Below are 15,812 nucleotides of genomic sequence, written 5' to 3' on the forward strand. Positions count from 1 at the left end.
GTACGAAGGCGTTGATAATGCGTTGGGTTCGGCGGGTATCCGCTATTTTTGAGCCTTCGTTTTTTTTCGTGTCTCGCTCATGCACATTGCAATAGTCGGCAACATTGGGGCTGGCAAAACCACTCTGGCCAACAAGCTGGCCCATCACTTCAACTGGGAAGTATTTCTGGAGGACGTCGACCATAATCCTTATCTCAAGGATTTCTATGATGACATGCCGCGCTGGGCGTTTCATCTGCAGGTATACTTCCTCAATAGCCGCTTCCAGCAAACCCAGCGCATCAAGGCGCTGCAGCAGAACAACAAGGGGGTTATTCAGGACCGCACCATCTACGAGGATGCGCACATTTTTGCGGCCAACCTGCACCAGTCGGGCCTCATGTCGGAGCGGGACTACCAGAACTACCTGAACCTGTTCCAGTCCATGATCAGCATGGTGAATCCGCCCGATTTGTTGCTCTACTTGCGCGCCGACCTGCCCAAGCTGGTGCAGCAGATTGAAAAGCGCAACCGTGACTACGAGAACAACATCAAGATTGACTACCTCAAGCACCTGAACGAGCACTACGAGGAGTGGATCAAGGGCTACACCGCAGGCCGTCTGCTCATCGTGGATGTGAACAACCTCGACTACGTGAATAACCCCGAAGACCTGAGCGTCATCATCGATAAAATCAACAGCACGTTATTCGGGCTGTTTTAGTGCTTAGTTGTTAGTGCTTAGTGCGTATGAAAAGAGGCCCTGCCGTAACCTGGCAGGGCCTCTTTTCACACGCACTAAGCACTACTCCTCCGCTTTCATAGCTTCATTCAGAAAATCCACGAAGGGTTTGGCGGCCTGCCAGGCTTCCAGCACCCGGGTCGTAAAATCCGGGCGGGCTACTTCCGCGTCGGAGAAAGACTGCCATACGAAGTAGCTTTTCAGCTTCAGCCATTCAATGTCGGGGTCGGTACGGTCGTAGCCCTTGGGAGCGGTTTTGAGGCTCTGAGACGTGTCAAGGCCCAGGGGGAAGTGGCGCAGGAGCCGGGTGTCCTGGCGGACGGCGTGAAAAGCGGGAGCATTGTAGTGAATTTCTTGGCGGATGCGGGCCAGTTGCTGGGGCTCCGGCATCCAGCGCCCCGCGCCAATGTAGGTTTCGCCGCCGGGCTCCAGGGCAATAAAGTAGCCCGCCCAAGGGCTATGCCGCCCGCCCGGCTTCAAGCCGGCTCCCATGTGGCGCTTGTAGGGCTCGTCGCTCTGCTGAAACCGGTCGTTTTTATTGATGCGAAACATCACATCTGAGGGAGTAAGGCCTCGCAACCCGGGCTCCAGACTAGCGGAAGCGTCGCGCAGTAAGCTGGCAACCAGGGTCGTGTATTCGGCGCGGGCCTGGTGATAGTCGGCACGGTGGGCGTCCATCCAGGCTTTGTTATTGTTCGCGGCCAGCTGGCGCAAAAAGTCCAGAACGAGGGGAAGGTTCATAGGTGAGAAGTACGTGAGGCAGGGCCATACACAAACGCCCCGCACCGCTAAGCGGTACGGGGCGTTGCTAAGTGAGGTTAGCGGAAGTCCTACTGTTTGCCCAGGGCCTGGGAACTGCTGAGGCCCGTGCGGTCATTCAAAGCCCAGCTGAAAGACAGGTATTCTACCTTCGCAGTGGGCAGTACCGGTACACGAGCGTACTGATTTACGAATTCCAGCAGCTGCGCTTCGGAGCCAAACTCGGCTCCATACGCTTCAAAAAGCCCGGATAGCTGCACCTGTTGGGGGCTAAGCTGGTTGAAGGCCGGGTCATTGAGGAAGCGGCGGGCCTGTTGGTCTAGTTGCTGGCTGAGGCGGGCGCCATCGTAGGCCTCGGCCAGAATGGCTGGAGCGGAGGCTGCACCGTACATCAGGGCGAAATGGACCCGAGGGTCGTGAAACTGGTTGCGGAGCATTTCCCGCTCAATCTGGTTTAGGGAATAGTTCTGCCCACCCACATTGACAACCGGCGCTTCCCAGGGCGTTTTAGTGCCCCCCACCACTTTCACCCGAATGTCGTTGATGCTGGCCACGGGGTAGTACTGTAGAATCAGGTAAGTGGCGGCCGCGTTGTAGGTGTTTATCCAGAACGCCTCCGTATCGGCAGGGGGCCAGGTTTGCGGGTCAGGTTTTACTTTGCGCAGGCCTTGCAGGTACCCCAGCAGCTCATCTTCCTCGTCCAGGAGGCCCGCATAGTCCAGGCGACCATCGGGGGTTACATAGCGGTGCAGCAGCGTATTCCACGGGGCCTGCAACTCACTACTGGTGGTAGCGTATCCAGAAGTTGCCAGCAGGAGCCCGCCAAGCAGCAGGCAAAAAAAGCGTACGAGGAAGCGGTGGGTTGCAGGCATGTGCGGAGGGGCAAGACAAAGAACGGAGAGGTCGGCAGGGCAAAACTGCTGCAGAATGGCTCGTGAGGAAACAGCGGGCCTAACTGAAGCAGCAGTATTTCAAAACCAGGAGGTTGACAAAGATACTGATTTGCTTTCGGCTTGGCAAAACACAATTATTCCGCTGAATATTGTTTTATCGGGCCTGTTACCTGCACGGTAAGCTGCTCCATTGCAGTATGTCCTGCCACCTTTCGGGACTTGGTTAGTGGGGTGTATTCAGGACTTGCTAGCGGGGAGTGAGCGAGTCGCCGACGCGCAGGAAGCCGCTGCCGGACCCCGTAACGTTTTGCCCAAACATGACCTTGCTGCCCTCGGTCCGGTAGGCGGCCAGCGTCCGGAGTGGCTCGCCCTGGGGGTGCTTCTGGGCAGTGTGGGGGTTAATGGTGGTGAGCACGCACCTGCCGCAGCCGCGCACAGCCCGGAACTGCAGGTCACCAATGCTGAAATACTCCCAGGCATCCTCCGCAAAGGCTTCACCACCACTAAACACCAAGTTAGGTCGGAACCGGTCCATTTCCACTGGCTCGGCCAGGCGCGTATTCAGCTCATTCAACGACTCCTGCCCAATAAGCAGGAAGGGGTAGCCGTCGGCGAAGCTCACTAGCTGGCCCTCGGGGTTGTGCTCCGGCTCCACGTCGCGGCGCACCATATCCGACATATACACCAGCTTGGCGGGCTGCCCCAGGGCCTCCGAAAGCCACTCATCACACTCCGGCTTGGCCCGCCAGGCAAATACCATATCATCCCAGATGGTGACGAACAGCGTCTTTTCGGGGGTAGCGGTGAAGGGTACATACAAGGGCAGTAGCTCAGGGCGCTGCTGGTGACTAAGCAGGAAGCCGTTGTAGGCCGGGGATACTTTCAGGTGGGCCATGGCGGCCGTTTGCCGCTGCGTCATGAAGCGGTTGCGCTCATCCACAATCAGCCAGCGCCGGTCGTGGCGCAGGCCGCGCGGCTCTACTGTGGCTTCCGTGAGGCGGATGCCGCCCAGGGATTTTACCGGATAAATGTACAGGTCGGAGAGAAGGAGGGGTGCAGCCATGCTGCAAAGATGGTGAAATGGTGAGGTTGTGAGAAGTGAAGTTATGGGTAGGGCCAAGCAGTTCGGCCTTGCCAGTGCGCTAAGCCCTACAAAGCACAAAGCCCCGGACGTGGGTACGCCCGGGGCTTTTGAACAGGTCAGAACTTTCGTATCTGTGAATGGGAAGCACGTTATGGCAGAAAGCGAGAAGCCGTGACATGTTCCTGGTTTACAGCTTTACCATTTCACAAGGTCATTCATTTTACACCTGCACCGCTTAGTGCAAGGGCCGCTTTTTGATCATGCCGCCCTTGGTTTCTTTCACGCTGTGCATCACCATGAAGGCGTTGGGGTCAATTTGCTCTACTTCGGTTTTGAGCTTGGTTAGTTCCAAGCGGGTAATAACAGTGAATACAATGTCGATGGCATTGGCCTGGTGGCCGTGGGTGCCGTAGCCGCCTTTGCCGCTGTACACGGTAGCGCCCCGGCCCATTTCCTCGGTAATCATGCGGCGCACCGCATCTGCCTGCCCCGACATGATGGTAACGCCGGTATACTCCTCCAGGCCATCAATCACGAAGTCAATGGTTTTGGCCGCGGCCAAGTAGGCCAAAATGGAGTACAGAGCCGTTTCGATGGACAGGATATAAGCCGCTACCCCGAAAATCAGGATGTTGAACACCAGGATAATATCCCCGATGGTCATGCTGGACTTCTTGCTCAGGTAGATGGCCATAATTTCGGTACCGTCGAGTACGCCGCCGCCCCGCATGGCCAGGCCAATACCAGCACCCAGGAAGAACCCGCCAAACACAGAAATCAGCAGCTTATCCTGCGTGATGATGGGGTAGGGCATAACCGCCAGCACAATAGCCAGCGCCACAATACCAATCAGGCTACGGACGGCCACGCCCGTATCCAGCTGGCGCCAGGCCATGAGCACGAAAGGAATATTGAGCACCACAATGAGCACCGGCAGCGGCAGCCCGAATACCTGCACCAGCAACAGGGAAATACCCGTAACGCCCCCATCCAGGAAGCCCCCGGGCAGCAGGAAGCTTTCCAGCCCGAAACCAGCCGAAAACACGCCCGTTACCATCAACAGGGTATTTACTATCTGTCGCCGCCACCACAGGGCGTCGCGGGTGGGTTTGCTGGGGAGGCTGGTAGTAGATTGGGAGGAGGCCGCGGACTGGTTACCGGGCTGAGGTAGTTGCTGTGAGGACATAAGTCGGGGGTAAAAAGCAAAGGCACAAGCGCCACCTGGGTATAGAATACGCCAGAGCGGCCCAAGGGTTAAATCTGAACGGTGAGGCCGAAAAACCGCTGCCCCCGCTGCCCGCCTGCGTTTAAGCAGGAGGTGGCAGCGGGGGCAGGGTTGCGCGGGGCGCAGAAACGGGCGGGGTTATTGGGCTGGTTGCTGAGCCAACTGCACGGCCCGGTACAGGTTTACAATGCCACCCGTGCGCGACAGTTCCGCAAAGTCAACCAGCTTAGTGCTACCGGGTTGGCGCACTTTGGTATGTACCGGCTGGGCCGAGGCCAGAATGATGCGCTTAAGCTGGGCTGCCGTGAGTTGGGGAAAGTACGATTTGAGCGTGGCGGCAATGCCCGCAACCACCGGTGCAGCCATGCTGGTGCCGCTGAGGTTGCCGTACTTACTGCCGGGCAGGGTCGAATAAATCTGGTTACCGGGGGCAAACACGTCTACCTGCACTTTGCCGTAGTTGGAGAAGTCGGCGGCCAGGGATTCGTCGTTGAGGCGGGAAGAGGCACCCACGGTAATCATGTTCGGGATGCGCTGCCCGTTCAGGAAATTGGGCGAGGGGTACTGGGTGGTATTGTCCAGGTTGTTGTTCTCGTTGCCGGCTGAGTGAATCAGCAGCACGCCCTTGGTATCGGCGTAGCGGATGGCCTCCTCCACCGCCGGGCGCTGGGGCGAATAGTACTTGCCGAAGCTCATGTTGATGATCTGGGCGCCATTATCCACGGCGTAGCGGATGGCGTTGGCCACGTCCTTGTCCCGCTCATCCCCGTCCGGAATAGCCCGCACCGACATGATCTGCACGTTAGGGGCCACACCTAGTATGCCCGCATTGTTTTCCCGGTCGGCCCCGATGATGCCGGCTACGTGGGTGCCGTGCATGGGGTCGGGGCCGGCTGCGTCCCGGTTGCCGTAGTCGCGCTGCTTCAGGTCGTCGGGCCGGTCGCCCACAATGGAGCGGGGGTTAAACTTCAGGTTCAGGCCGTACTGTTGCTGGTCCTTGGTTTCCTGCAAGCCCCTCTGCATTTCTACCAGCACATCATCCAAGGAGGCAAAACCCGTCTGGATGAGCGTTTGGTAAAGGCCCGTGGTGACTTGGCGCAGCTCCGGGTTTTGGGTGGGCGGGTTGCGCAGGGTGGCGGTGTCTAGGCGCTCCACACCCAGGGCCTGCTTGAGGCCCTCGGCGCCTTGTTTGTTCTCGGCGTAGGCCTGGGCAAACTGCTGCAGCTGCTCGGTGTTTTCCTTCACCTTGGCCTCGTAGCTTTTTTTTACCTTCAGGTATAGGTCGTACTCCGCGCGCTTGGCTGCCGGCACGCTGGTGCGGGTTTTGCCCTGGTAGAGGGGCTGTAAACGGGCCAGCAGGCGGGTTTCCTCCAGGGCTTCCTCGTTGATGTTGCGCCCATCGGCCCCACCCAGGAAGTTCCAGCCGTACACGTCGTCCACGTAGCCGTTTTTGTCGTCGTCGAGGCCGTTGCCTGCCACTTCGCGGGGGTTGCGCCAGAGCACGCGGCGCAGGTCGGCGTGGGCGGTATCAATGCCGGCATCTATTACGGCCACCAGTACGGGGGTAGAGGCCTTGCCCTGCAGCAGCTCCCGATAAGCCCGCGTCACGCTCACGCCCATCACCCCCCCGTCCTGCTGAGCATCCAGCAAGTACCATTGGGGGGAGGTGGGCGCTACCGGGGCCGGGGCGGCGGAGGCAGGCGGGGTGGTTTGGGCTGAAGCTAAAACCGGAAACAGCACGGACAAGCCCAGCAGGCGCAGCCGGGAGGGGAAGGAAAAATGCATACAGAACGAAAGCAAAAAAGTATCGGACGCAATGACTACGCAACCGAGACATAAGTGGCACGAAAATCAGGAAAAGACGGGACAAACCCGGGCACTGGCTGAAGCCAGCCAGTGTGCATCCGGCTAATTCCGTGCCCAACGCCCGCCGTTGTGAAAAAAGTCCGGTGGCAGCCGCGCGTCAGGGAGCAGCCGGCAGCCGGCTTGGCGCAGGGCTCTTTGGGAGCGGAGTACCTTGTCCTATCTGCCCAAAGGGTAGGCGGCGGGGGCTGCAACCTCCCGGCTGGCCTTCTATCTTTACCGCCCGGCCACCTCAACCGCCTCGTTCATGCGCCTTCGCTCTTTCTACGCCGCTTTATCGGCATTCTTACTTCTTACTTCTCAATTCTTAATTCCCGAAGCCGCTGCTCAGGCCCCCAAAACCTGGTCGTCCGGCGAGATTCTGCTGGGGCTGAAGAAACTGAACGTGCTGGGCTCAGCCCTGTACCTAGCCGCCCACCCCGACGATGAAAACACTCGCCTGATTGCCTACCTGGCCAACGGCCGCCTGGTGGAAACCGGCTACCTCAGCTGCACCCGCGGCGACGGGGGCCAGAACCTCATCGGGCCGGAGCTGCGCGAGGGGCTAGGCGTCATCCGCACGCAGGAGCTGCTGGCCGCCCGCCGCATTGATGGGGGCCGGCAGTTCTTCACCCGCGCCAACGACTTTGGCTTCTCCAAAACGCCCGAGGAAACCTTCACCATCTGGGACAAGGAGCAGGTGCTCTCCGATATGGTGTGGGTCATCCGGCAGCGTCGGCCGGATGTAATGATAACCCGCTTCCCGCCCGACGCCCGGGCCGGCCACGGCCACCACACGGCCTCGGCCATGCTGGCCATCGAGGCCTTCTCGGCCGCCGCCGACCCCAAGCGCTTCCCCGAGCAGCTGCAATATGTGCAGCCCTGGCAGGCCAAGCGGCTGCTCTGGAACACCGGCTCCTTCTTCGTGAAGCCCGGCGAGGACATGAGCCCGTACTTCAAGCTCGATGCCGGCGGCTTCAACCCGCTGCTGGGCCAGAGCTACGGCGAAATTGCCGCCCGCAGCCGCTCCCAGCACCGCAGCCAGGGCTTCGGCAGCAGCGCCCAGCGCGGCGAGGCCCCGGAGTATTTCCAGCTGCTGAAAGGCGAGCCCGCCAAAACCGACCTGTTCGACGGCGTGGACCTGACCTGGAACCGGGTACCCGGCGGCGCAGCCATTGGGAAGATGCTAGACGAGGTAATCCGCAAGTACGACCCGGCCAATCCGTCGGCAAGTGTGGCGGGGCTACTGAAGGTGCGGGCGGCATTGCAGAAGCTACCTGAAGTGGCCGGTTTCTGGAATGACGAGAAGCGGGAGGAAATTGATGAACTGATATATGGCTGTCTGGGGCTGAACTTGTCTGCAATTTCGCAGGAAACCACCGCCACACCTGATGGGAAGCTTGATGTGGTCATTGAAGCCTTAAATCGCTCATCGGTACCAGTGAAGCTGAAGTGGCTGGAGGTTCCGGCTATTGATTTCAGCTTTCAAACGGTAGGGAATATGGCAAAGCAGGAGGTCAACGAGCAATTGACCAACGGCAAGCCGTTTCTGAAAAAAGCATCCATCACCATCCCGGCTAAGCAATCAGTCTCACAGCCATATTGGCTACGCGAAGCCGGAACGATAGGCATGTACAAAGTGCCGGAAATAGTAGAAGAATTTGCTTGGCCTGAGCATCCGCATAAGGGCCAGCGGATAGAAAAACGGGAAGTGCTGGGCCGGCCTGAAAACAGGCCTGTGAATGAGGTGCTATTTGCCATTGAAGTGGCCGGAGTACCCTTTTACTACACCAAGAACCTGCAATACAAAAGCACCGACCCGGTAGAAGGGGAGAAGTACCGCCCGCTGACAGTCGTGCCGCCGGTGGCCGTGAACATCGGCGGGCGGGCCTACGTGTTTGCCGATAACCAGCCCAAAACGGTGCCCGTGACGCTGCGTGCCGCCAAAGCGGGTGTGAAGGGTACCCTGGCCCTGAGCCTGCCCAAAGGCTGGACCGCCGAGCCTGCCAGCATCCCCTTCGAGCTGGGGGCCAAAGACGCCGAGCAGACCGTGCAGTTCCGGGTGCAGCCCGGCGCGGGGGCCGCAGAAGGCAAATCGGAGCTGCGGGCCGTGGCTACCGTGGAGGGGCAGGCGTACTCGCGCGGCTACCAGACCATTGCCTACACCCACATTCCCACCCAAACCCTGTTCCCGGAAGCCGTAGCCCCGCTGGTGAAGCTGGACCTGCGGCGCAAGGGCCAGGAAATCGGCTACCTGATGGGGGCCGGCGACGAGGTGCCCGACGCCCTGCGCCAGATCGGCTACACCGTCACCCTGCTCAAGCCCGAGGACATCACCGACCAGAACCTGCGCCGCTTCGATGCCGTGGTGCTGGGCGTGCGCGCCTACAACACCCTCGACCGCCTCAAAACCCTGCAACCCACGCTGCTGAAGTACGTGGAGCAGGGCGGCAACCTGGTGGTGCAGTACGTGGTGAACCGCGGCACCGTGCTGCCGCAAATCGGCCCGTACCCGCTCACTCTCAGCACCGACCGGGTGACGGTGGAAAACGCCCCCGTCACCTTCCTCAACCCCACGCAGCCCCTACTCAACACGCCCAACAAAATCACGAGCAAGGACTTCGAGGGCTGGGTGCAGGAGCAGGGCCTTTATTACCCCAGCCAGTGGGACCCCAAGTACCAAACCGTACTGAGCAGCCAGGACCCCGGCGAGAAAGCCAAGGAAAGCGCCATCCTGGTCGCCGACTACGGCAAAGGCCACTACATCTACACTGGCCTCTCGCTGTTCCGGGAGCTACCCGCCGGCGTGCCCGGTGCCTATCGGATACTGACCAATATGGTGTCGTTGGGTAAGTAGAGACGCGTATTCGCGTCTGGGCGGCCGCACCGTTGGGGGCTTCTTCGTTCCGCTAAACACCATCAGCACGCGCAGAGACGCGAATACGCGTCTCTACAACCTCACGGCGTATGCGCCGGTCCGGCGGCTGGCAGCCGCCGGGCCGGTTGTCGGCCGGACCGTCAGCACAACATCGTAATAACGTCAGCAGGCGACGACCGGCCCGACGGCTGCCAGCCGCCGGACCGGCGCATACGGTCTTCAGTGATACTATGTCTATGCGAAACTATATCCGCCTTGTACTTTTTGCGCTGGCTTCGGTACCGCTCATTCTGCTGTTGATATGGGCCATGGACGAGCCACTGGCCGAGCTACTGCACCGGCACGACGCGCCGCTACGGCCGTTTTTTACGGGCTTCATGCGGGTGCATGATGCGGTTACGGATAAGCTGATGCCGCTGTGGCTGTGGCCGCTGCTGCTACTGCTGTTTGCCGTGGCCCGGCTGCGGCGGTGGCCGCACTGCACCATCTGGCTGGTGGCGCTGCTGACGATGATAAGCAGTCAGGGCCTGCGCAACCTGCTGGCCATGTATTTCAACCGGCCCCGGCCGGGTCAGGTGTTCGGGAACTTAGCCGCCAATGCTGATTTCTGGCAGTTGGCGGGGCGGTTTGATGCGTTTCCCTCGGGGCACGCGGCGGGCGCGGCGGGGCTGCTGCTGCCCTGGGCACTGCGGTTCTCCAGGGCACGGCCCTGGTTGCTGGGGTGGCTGGGGCTGGTGTGCCTGGGCCGGGTGGTGCTGGGGTTTCACTGGCTCAGCGACGTGGTAGCCGGGGCGGCGCTGGGGTTGCTGCTGACCTGCCTCTGGGAATTGGCCACTGGCTGGCTGCGGCCCCGGCCAGTGGTTGCGCCGTAGTGCGGAGCTTCTGCCTTGTGTGCTGTTGGAAAAATGCTGCTTGGTTTGTTCTGGGATGCACGCAGCAAAGGCTTCGCGCTGCAACGCTGTTAGGGCGCTGGTGCTACGCTTTCCTGCGTTATCTTTCGTCCGTAATTCCCTTTCCGCCGTGCCGCACCCCGCAACTTCCGAAACCGAATCTGATTTGCCGCCGCTGCTGCCTTCATGGCGGGCGTGGTACTGGCTGGTGCTGGGCGCGCTGGCCCTGGAAATCGGGCTGTTCGTGTACCTGACCCGGGCGTTTGCATGAGCGGGCTCGACTGGCTGATTCTGGGCGGAACGCTGCTGTTCATTGTGGGCTACGGCACCTGGCGCACCCGCCGCGCCGGCGAGTCGCTGGATGGCTATTTGCTGGGCGGGCGGCAGGCCTCGTGGTGGGCCATCGGGCTCAGCATCATGGCTACCCAGGCTTCGGCCATTACCTTTCTGAGCACCCCCGGCCAGGCCTACGACGACGGGATGCGCTTCATCCAGTTCTACCTGGGGCTGCCGGTGGCGATGGTACTCATTGCCATTTTCGTGGTGCCCATCTACCACCGCCTCCAGGTATTTACGGCCTATGAGTACCTGGAAGGCCGCTTCGACCGGCGCACCCGCACCTTCGCGGCACTACTGTTTCTGGTGCAGCGGGGGCTCAGTAACGGCCTGAGCCTGTACGCGCCGGCGCTGGTGCTGTCGGCCATTCTGGGCTGGGATATTCAGCTGACGGTGTGGCTGCTGGGTACCGTGATGATTGCCTACACCGTTTCGGGCGGTACGCGGGCCGTGATGGTAACCCAGCAGGGGCAAGTGGCCGTAATTTTCGTGGGGCTGCTGGTGGCGGGCTACCTGCTGGTGCACTATATGCCGGCCGAGGTTGGGTTTACCGATGCCATGCGCGTGGCTGGCCACCAGGGTAAGCTCAACCTCATCGACTTTCACTTCGACCCCACCGACCGGTACAACTTCTGGTCGGGCATGACGGGCGGCTTGTTCCTGGCCCTCTCGTACTTCGGCACCGACCAAAGCCAGGTGCAGCGCTACCTCACCGGCCGCAACATTACCGAAAGCCGCCTGGGTTTGCTGATGAACGGTCTGCTCAAGATTCCGATGCAGTTCGGAATTCTGCTGCTGGGCGTGCTGCTGTTCGTGTTCTACCAGTTCAACCCCGCCCCGCTCACCTTCAACCGGCCGGTGTACATGCAGGTGGCCCACTCCGAGCAGTACGGCCCCCGGCTACGCGAGCTGGAGCGCGAGCACGCCACTCTGTTTGAGGTGCGCCGCCGCGCCACTGGCCGCCTCGTGCAGGCCCTGAAAAGCGAGGACCCGACCGCCATTGCCGCCGCCGAAACCCACCTGCAAGCCACCCAGGCCGCCAACCTCGGCCTGCGCCAACAGGCCCAGCAGCTGCTCAAAAAGGCCGAACCCACCACCGAAGCCAAGGACACCGACTACGTGTTCCTCACCTTCGTGCTCAACTACCTGCCGCAGGGGCTGTTGGGCCTTCTGGTAGCCGTGGTGCTGAGTGCCGCTCTGGGCTCGGCTGCCGCCGGCCTTAACGCGTTGGCCTCCACTACGGTAGTTGATTTGTACAAGCCGCGCCGGCCGGGGCAGGCGGAGGCGCACTACGTGCTGGCGTCGCGGGCGGCGGCCGTGGGCTGGGGCGTGCTGGGCATCGGGTTTGCCACCTTCGCCGCCCGCCTCGAAAACCTGATTCAGGCCGTGAACATCCTGGGCTCGTTGTTCTACGGTACTATTCTGGGCATTTTCATGGTGGCCTTCTTCCTGAAAGCCGTGGGTGGCCGGGCCGTATTCTGGGCCGCTGTGGTAGCCCAAGCCGTCGTTCTGGTTCTGTTTTTTACCACCGATATCGGCTACCTCTGGTTCAACATCATTGGCTGCGGCGTGGTGGTGCTGGGGAGCATTTTAGGGAAGTCAGACTACAAAGGGCTAAAAAGCTAGTTCCCCTCCTTGGAAAGGAGGGGCTAGGGGTGGTTGACCTTGCGCTAGAACTGTTTCTAGAAATTAGATTCTAGTATCGTTCAACGATTGTCAACCACCCCTAGCCCCTCCTTTCCAAGGAGGGGAACTAGCTTTTTAGCCCTTTGACTTCCTGATTACAGCTTGCCGGCTTTCTTGGCTTCTATGATCAGGTCCTCGTTCATCTTCACGTAATCGGCGTTTTTGGCGTCGAGGGCGAGCTTTTTGGACTGCTCGGCGGCGGTGATGGTGCCTTTGTAGTCCTTCATCTTCATCCGGATTTTGGCTTCGGTGAGCAAGTTCCAGAACTTGGGGTCCTTCTCGTTGGCCTTCTGCATCCAAGTTAGGGCCTGCTTCAGGTCCTTGTTGTTGTCGAGGTAGTACACGGCGGCGGCGGCTAGGTCGCCGTTGCTTGGGCTGGCGTTCTTGATGACTTTCTCGTCAATCTGCGCCATCACCTTGGGCTCCACGTCGGTGGTGATTTTGAACTTGGCGCCGGTCATTTCCCACTGCATGTCCACGTTGGCGGTGGCGGGGGTGAGGTCGGTGAAGTTCATGGTGAAGGTTTCCACTTTGGTGGGCACCTTATAGGTTTTGATGGTGAAGCGGGCCACGTCCTCGTCGTCCTTGAAGGCGTCCACATCAGCGCCCATCTTGGTGCTCTTGTTCAGCACCACAATCCACTCCGTTTTGCCGGGAATGGTATAAATGCCGTACTCGCCGGCCGGTACCTTTTTGCCTTCCACGGTTACATCATCCGAGAATTTGATGCTGGTGGTGGCGTTGGCACCCGTGCGCCACCGCTTGCTGAACGGCACCAGGTTACCGAAGGCGGCGCGGCCGCGCAGGCTGGGGCGGGAGTACACCAGCGTTACATCGGTGAGGCCCACGCGCTGCTGAATGATGCTTTTGGGGCTGGCCTGGGGTGTGCTGATCTGAGCTTCGGCGGCGGCGCTCAAGAGGAGGCCGCTTACCAGCAGTGTGGCGCTCAGGGCGCGGGAAGAAGACTTGAAGAAAGTCGAAGTACTCATGCGAGAGATTAAAAGAGGCGTTGGGAATTCGAAGCGAAAGTAGGCAAATCTGCCCGGGTAAGCGGTGCAACCTACCGGCGTACAGACGGGCAGTTGCCCGGTGGGTTGCGGCTAGAGCTGCTGTTGCGCAATGTTGTGGCGGGTGAGCAGAGCGGCCACCTCGGCGGGCGTGGCGGGCGGTTGCAGGCGGCGCATATCCAGGTAGTAAGAGCCTAACTCATTAGGGTAAAGCAACAGCCAATTATGCCCTACCCACATGGCCCGCTGAATCTTTGGCCATTGCACCGGAAAAGTGCCTAACGGGCTCTGCTGAATAACTTCCGTATCGGTTAGCAGGTAAGAAATGCTTGGTGCGGGCATCGGGTTGCGGGCGTAGCCCCGGCGCAACTGGTAACGGGTCAGGAGAGGTAAGGAAAACGCACAGACCACCAGCACACCTAAGAAAATAACTACGAAGACGTGTTCCAGCCGGCCGTTCTGCAAAACGTCAAGCCCTACGCTCAGGCTTAGTAGAAGTATCAACAGGCCAAGTCGCCACTTGATACCGCGCGTAGCTGGCTGCAACTGCCACAGCCGAAAGTTTAAGGCCACGTAATCGTCAGTAGTCAGACTTGTAGCAGACAGGGTAATGGGGGTTGGTTTCATCAGGAGGCGAAGGTAGCCGCTGGGCCGCTTTCTTCCCTTTTGCCAATCAGGGCCAGCACATCTACGGAAGTGTAAGGCTCCGGCACCTGCCGCAAATCCAGGTAATAGGCGAAATTGGGGCCGGGGTAGAGCAGCAGCCAGTCGCCTACCTGCTGCACGCGGGTGAGGGAGTGCCAGGGCAAAAATTGCCAATCCTGAGGCCATTGCACCGTTATGCCAACAGACTCAATATTGATACTTAGCGGCTGGGAAGATGCTTGCTCCCGAAAAGCGCAGTAATACTGTCGGCGCCTCCGCAATGCGCCTACTGCGTTAGCGAAAAGTGTAACGCCCCAAAATACTGCAATGGCAATGAGCGGTTTGCCGGATAGAAGCCAGCCCCACCATTCGGGCCAGTTGAAATCCGAAATCAGGAGTTTTAGCAGCAGAATCACCAGCACCACACAGCCTAACCATTCGACTGCATGGCGAAGTACGCTTTTGGCAGCCGGGGCTGGGGTTGCATTACCCAAAATCCGTTGCCGCTCCTGCGTCCGGTGAATCAGCTGGTACTCCGGGAAGGTGGGCGGGGTGGCGGGGAGATTAATAACCACTTGCAGGAGCGTAGCGCACTTGTTCTGCTTCAGCAACTAAAACAAACCTGTTAACGCCTTGCTGCTGAATTTGATGTAGAAAAGGCATGACAACCGAGGCCGGCAGCCGGGCATCCAGTCGTAAACATACAATGGCTGGGTGGCCATGAATAGCGTAGCCGGCTCGATTGGCAACTTGTAGTAATGCTGTTAATTGGTCATTTGGGGCAGAATACGGAATACCGCTGGATAGTTTTTTTCGCTGCCAGCCTGAGGTGGCCAGCCAAACCGGTAATTGTCGAACATCGGAGCCCAGATACGGTAGCTGCTGCAACTGCTGACGTTGCTCGCTTGAAAATTGCAGGCCATAGTTTTGCGCTAACAGTTCAATGGCTTTAGTCTGTAACTCGCTTGTGCTGGCGTGCATAGATAACCGCCTATGCATATCCAGTGAGAGAATAAGCTGAACTTCAGATATGCCCCTGCTGCATCGTTCCATACTACTGGGTAAGCGCACAATGGGTAAGTCAGCCGAGAACTTGGCCGAGGACATGAACAGTGTGCTTAGCAGCAACATAACGCCGCCCCACAGCCCCAACTCCGGCCGTAGCAGCTCGATGCGTGATAGGCGGGCATAGTGATACCGGATGGCCATTTTATCGGGGGTAACTATATGCCAGGCTTACATGACGAATTCCGTGTTCCTGCAACTGGTTCATTAACTCCCTAATGCGGAAAGCCGGGGTACATTGATCAGCTTCCAAGATGAAATTGGTGTGGTAAACCGGATTGTATTCTGGATAGTAATACGGGTTACGCATGATTACCTGCTTATGTGCCTGTAGCCAGCGGGGCAGGAATTTCAGGTCTAGGCCGGGCTGCCGGAAATGGTTCAGGTTAATAGTATTCTGCCCGAGCACTGTGGGCAAGGCGTAACCTGCTGTCAGGTGCCGCATTAGTTGTATGTGAGTTAACGAATCACCTTCTTCCATGTAAAAACGTCCTTGCTCAGTCAGGTAAATAGTTGTAATCGGACTCTCCATTAGTTGGCAGGTGAATGGCGTGTATTTCATAACTGGAAGCTGGATACGCGGCTGATTGGAAAAACGTGGTGGCGCAACCATCAATAGCAGGGCCGTGAGAAGCAAAGCCACGCTGGCCAGTGCTGGCATGCCGTATAAAGGCTGAAGACTGAGGCGACGTGGGTACGCTAAGGCAGGCATAGGAGAAAGAATAGAATAAGTAGATAAGATAGAAAATGTCAAATAAAAAACGGGCAACGCCACCGCGCC

The 15,812-nt window shown here is 59.2% G+C and carries 15 protein-coding genes; 5 read left to right on the forward strand and 10 right to left on the reverse strand.

Translation table 11 applies throughout. From position 1 onward, the window contains the following. The first annotated feature begins 79 nt into the window (after window positions 1-79). Window positions 80-703, forward strand: a complete 624-nt coding sequence (locus ROI90_RS15290; RefSeq protein ID WP_315999225.1) for a deoxynucleoside kinase — start codon at window positions 80-82, stop codon at window positions 701-703. Between the two features lie 81 nt (window positions 704-784). Here ROI90_RS15290 and ROI90_RS15295 read toward each other — a convergent pair whose 3' ends face one another. The 5 genes from ROI90_RS15295 to ROI90_RS15315 all read right to left on the reverse strand — a co-directional run bounded on the left by ROI90_RS15295 (window position 785) and on the right by ROI90_RS15315 (window position 6,467). Continuing rightward, window positions 785-1,462 carry a DUF2461 domain-containing protein gene (locus tag ROI90_RS15295; RefSeq protein ID WP_315999226.1) on the reverse strand — a complete coding sequence of 226 codons (678 nt, stop codon included), beginning with the start codon at window positions 1,460-1,462 and terminating at the stop codon, window positions 785-787. A gap of 89 nt (window positions 1,463-1,551) precedes the next feature. Beyond that, window positions 1,552-2,352 carry a DUF547 domain-containing protein gene (locus ROI90_RS15300; RefSeq protein WP_315999227.1) on the reverse strand — a complete coding sequence of 267 codons (801 nt, stop codon included), beginning with the start codon at window positions 2,350-2,352 and terminating at the stop codon, window positions 1,552-1,554. A 268-nt stretch (window positions 2,353-2,620) separates the two neighbouring features. After that, window positions 2,621-3,436, reverse strand: coding sequence for an MOSC domain-containing protein (locus tag ROI90_RS15305; RefSeq protein ID WP_315999228.1), 816 nt, complete (start codon window positions 3,434-3,436; stop codon window positions 2,621-2,623). A gap of 256 nt (window positions 3,437-3,692) precedes the next feature. Beyond that, window positions 3,693-4,643, reverse strand: a complete 951-nt coding sequence (locus ROI90_RS15310) for a YitT family protein (RefSeq protein WP_315999229.1) — start codon at window positions 4,641-4,643, stop codon at window positions 3,693-3,695. Between the two features lie 177 nt (window positions 4,644-4,820). Then, window positions 4,821-6,467 (reverse strand): S8 family peptidase, encoded by a 1,647-nt coding sequence (locus ROI90_RS15315; protein WP_315999230.1) that lies wholly within the window; start codon window positions 6,465-6,467, stop codon window positions 4,821-4,823. Between the two features lie 325 nt (window positions 6,468-6,792). Here ROI90_RS15315 and ROI90_RS15320 point away from each other — a divergent pair, with 325 nt between their 5' ends. The 4 genes from ROI90_RS15320 (at window position 6,793) to ROI90_RS15335 (ending at window position 12,254) form a co-directional block, all read left to right on the forward strand. Then, the gene (locus ROI90_RS15320; protein WP_315999231.1) at window positions 6,793-9,381 is read left to right on the forward strand and encodes a PIG-L family deacetylase; all 2,589 of its coding nucleotides are present in this window, start codon (window positions 6,793-6,795) and stop codon (window positions 9,379-9,381) included. A 257-nt stretch (window positions 9,382-9,638) separates the two neighbouring features. Beyond that, window positions 9,639-10,274 (forward strand): phosphatase PAP2 family protein, encoded by a 636-nt coding sequence (locus ROI90_RS15325; RefSeq protein WP_315999232.1) that lies wholly within the window; start codon window positions 9,639-9,641, stop codon window positions 10,272-10,274. Window positions 10,275-10,422: 148 nt separating this feature from the next. Then, on the forward strand, window positions 10,423-10,563 hold the full coding sequence (locus tag ROI90_RS15330) for a hypothetical protein (RefSeq protein WP_315999233.1): 141 nt from the start codon (window positions 10,423-10,425) through the stop codon (window positions 10,561-10,563). Beyond that, the gene (locus ROI90_RS15335) at window positions 10,560-12,254 is read left to right on the forward strand and encodes a sodium:solute symporter (protein WP_315999234.1); all 1,695 of its coding nucleotides are present in this window, start codon (window positions 10,560-10,562) and stop codon (window positions 12,252-12,254) included. The genes ROI90_RS15330 and ROI90_RS15335 overlap by 4 nt, the downstream gene beginning before the upstream one ends. A gap of 155 nt (window positions 12,255-12,409) precedes the next feature. On the opposite strand, the gene ROI90_RS15340 is transcribed toward ROI90_RS15335, so the two are convergent. From ROI90_RS15340 to ROI90_RS15360, 5 genes are all read right to left on the reverse strand, one after another. Next, complete coding sequence (locus ROI90_RS15340; RefSeq protein WP_315999235.1) at window positions 12,410-13,303, reverse strand: DUF2911 domain-containing protein; 894 nt, start codon at window positions 13,301-13,303, stop codon at window positions 12,410-12,412. A gap of 111 nt (window positions 13,304-13,414) precedes the next feature. Continuing rightward, window positions 13,415-13,948: a hypothetical protein gene (locus tag ROI90_RS15345; protein ID WP_315999236.1), complete on the reverse strand. Its 534-nt coding sequence runs from the start codon at window positions 13,946-13,948 to the stop codon at window positions 13,415-13,417. After that, window positions 13,948-14,541: a hypothetical protein gene (locus ROI90_RS15350; protein ID WP_315999237.1), complete on the reverse strand. Its 594-nt coding sequence runs from the start codon at window positions 14,539-14,541 to the stop codon at window positions 13,948-13,950. The genes ROI90_RS15345 and ROI90_RS15350 overlap by 1 nt, the downstream gene beginning before the upstream one ends. Beyond that, window positions 14,531-15,175, reverse strand: a complete 645-nt coding sequence (locus ROI90_RS15355; protein WP_315999238.1) for a hypothetical protein — start codon at window positions 15,173-15,175, stop codon at window positions 14,531-14,533. Before ROI90_RS15355 ends, ROI90_RS15350 begins: the two co-directional genes overlap by 11 nt. Window position 15,176: 1 nt before the next feature. Continuing rightward, the gene (locus ROI90_RS15360; RefSeq protein WP_315999239.1) at window positions 15,177-15,743 is read right to left on the reverse strand and encodes a hypothetical protein; all 567 of its coding nucleotides are present in this window, start codon (window positions 15,741-15,743) and stop codon (window positions 15,177-15,179) included. Window positions 15,744-15,812: the final 69 nt, after the last annotated feature.

Source organism: Hymenobacter endophyticus, assembly GCF_032464715.1.
Taxonomy (GTDB): Bacteria; Bacteroidota; Bacteroidia; order Cytophagales; family Hymenobacteraceae; genus Hymenobacter; species Hymenobacter endophyticus.

Bases quoted from the DNA above. Each gene is read 5' to 3' on its own strand.
- ROI90_RS15290 (WP_315999225.1), top strand. From the start codon at position 80: ATGCACATTGCAATAGTCGGCAACATTGGGGCTGGCAAAACCACTCTG.
- ROI90_RS15295 (WP_315999226.1), bottom strand. From the start codon at position 1,462: ATGAACCTTCCCCTCGTTCTGGACTTTTTGCGCCAGCTGGCCGCGAAC.
- ROI90_RS15300 (WP_315999227.1), bottom strand. From the start codon at position 2,352: ATGCCTGCAACCCACCGCTTCCTCGTACGCTTTTTTTGCCTGCTGCTT.
- ROI90_RS15305 (WP_315999228.1), bottom strand. From the start codon at position 3,436: ATGGCTGCACCCCTCCTTCTCTCCGACCTGTACATTTATCCGGTAAAA.
- ROI90_RS15310 (WP_315999229.1), bottom strand. From the start codon at position 4,643: ATGTCCTCACAGCAACTACCTCAGCCCGGTAACCAGTCCGCGGCCTCC.
- ROI90_RS15315 (WP_315999230.1), bottom strand. From the start codon at position 6,467: ATGCATTTTTCCTTCCCCTCCCGGCTGCGCCTGCTGGGCTTGTCCGTG.
- ROI90_RS15320 (WP_315999231.1), top strand. From the start codon at position 6,793: ATGCGCCTTCGCTCTTTCTACGCCGCTTTATCGGCATTCTTACTTCTT.
- ROI90_RS15325 (WP_315999232.1), top strand. From the start codon at position 9,639: ATGCGAAACTATATCCGCCTTGTACTTTTTGCGCTGGCTTCGGTACCG.
- ROI90_RS15335 (WP_315999234.1), top strand. From the start codon at position 10,560: ATGAGCGGGCTCGACTGGCTGATTCTGGGCGGAACGCTGCTGTTCATT.
- ROI90_RS15340 (WP_315999235.1), bottom strand. From the start codon at position 13,303: ATGAGTACTTCGACTTTCTTCAAGTCTTCTTCCCGCGCCCTGAGCGCC.
- ROI90_RS15345 (WP_315999236.1), bottom strand. From the start codon at position 13,948: ATGAAACCAACCCCCATTACCCTGTCTGCTACAAGTCTGACTACTGAC.
- ROI90_RS15355 (WP_315999238.1), bottom strand. From the start codon at position 15,175: ATGGCCATCCGGTATCACTATGCCCGCCTATCACGCATCGAGCTGCTA.
- ROI90_RS15360 (WP_315999239.1), bottom strand. From the start codon at position 15,743: ATGCCTGCCTTAGCGTACCCACGTCGCCTCAGTCTTCAGCCTTTATAC.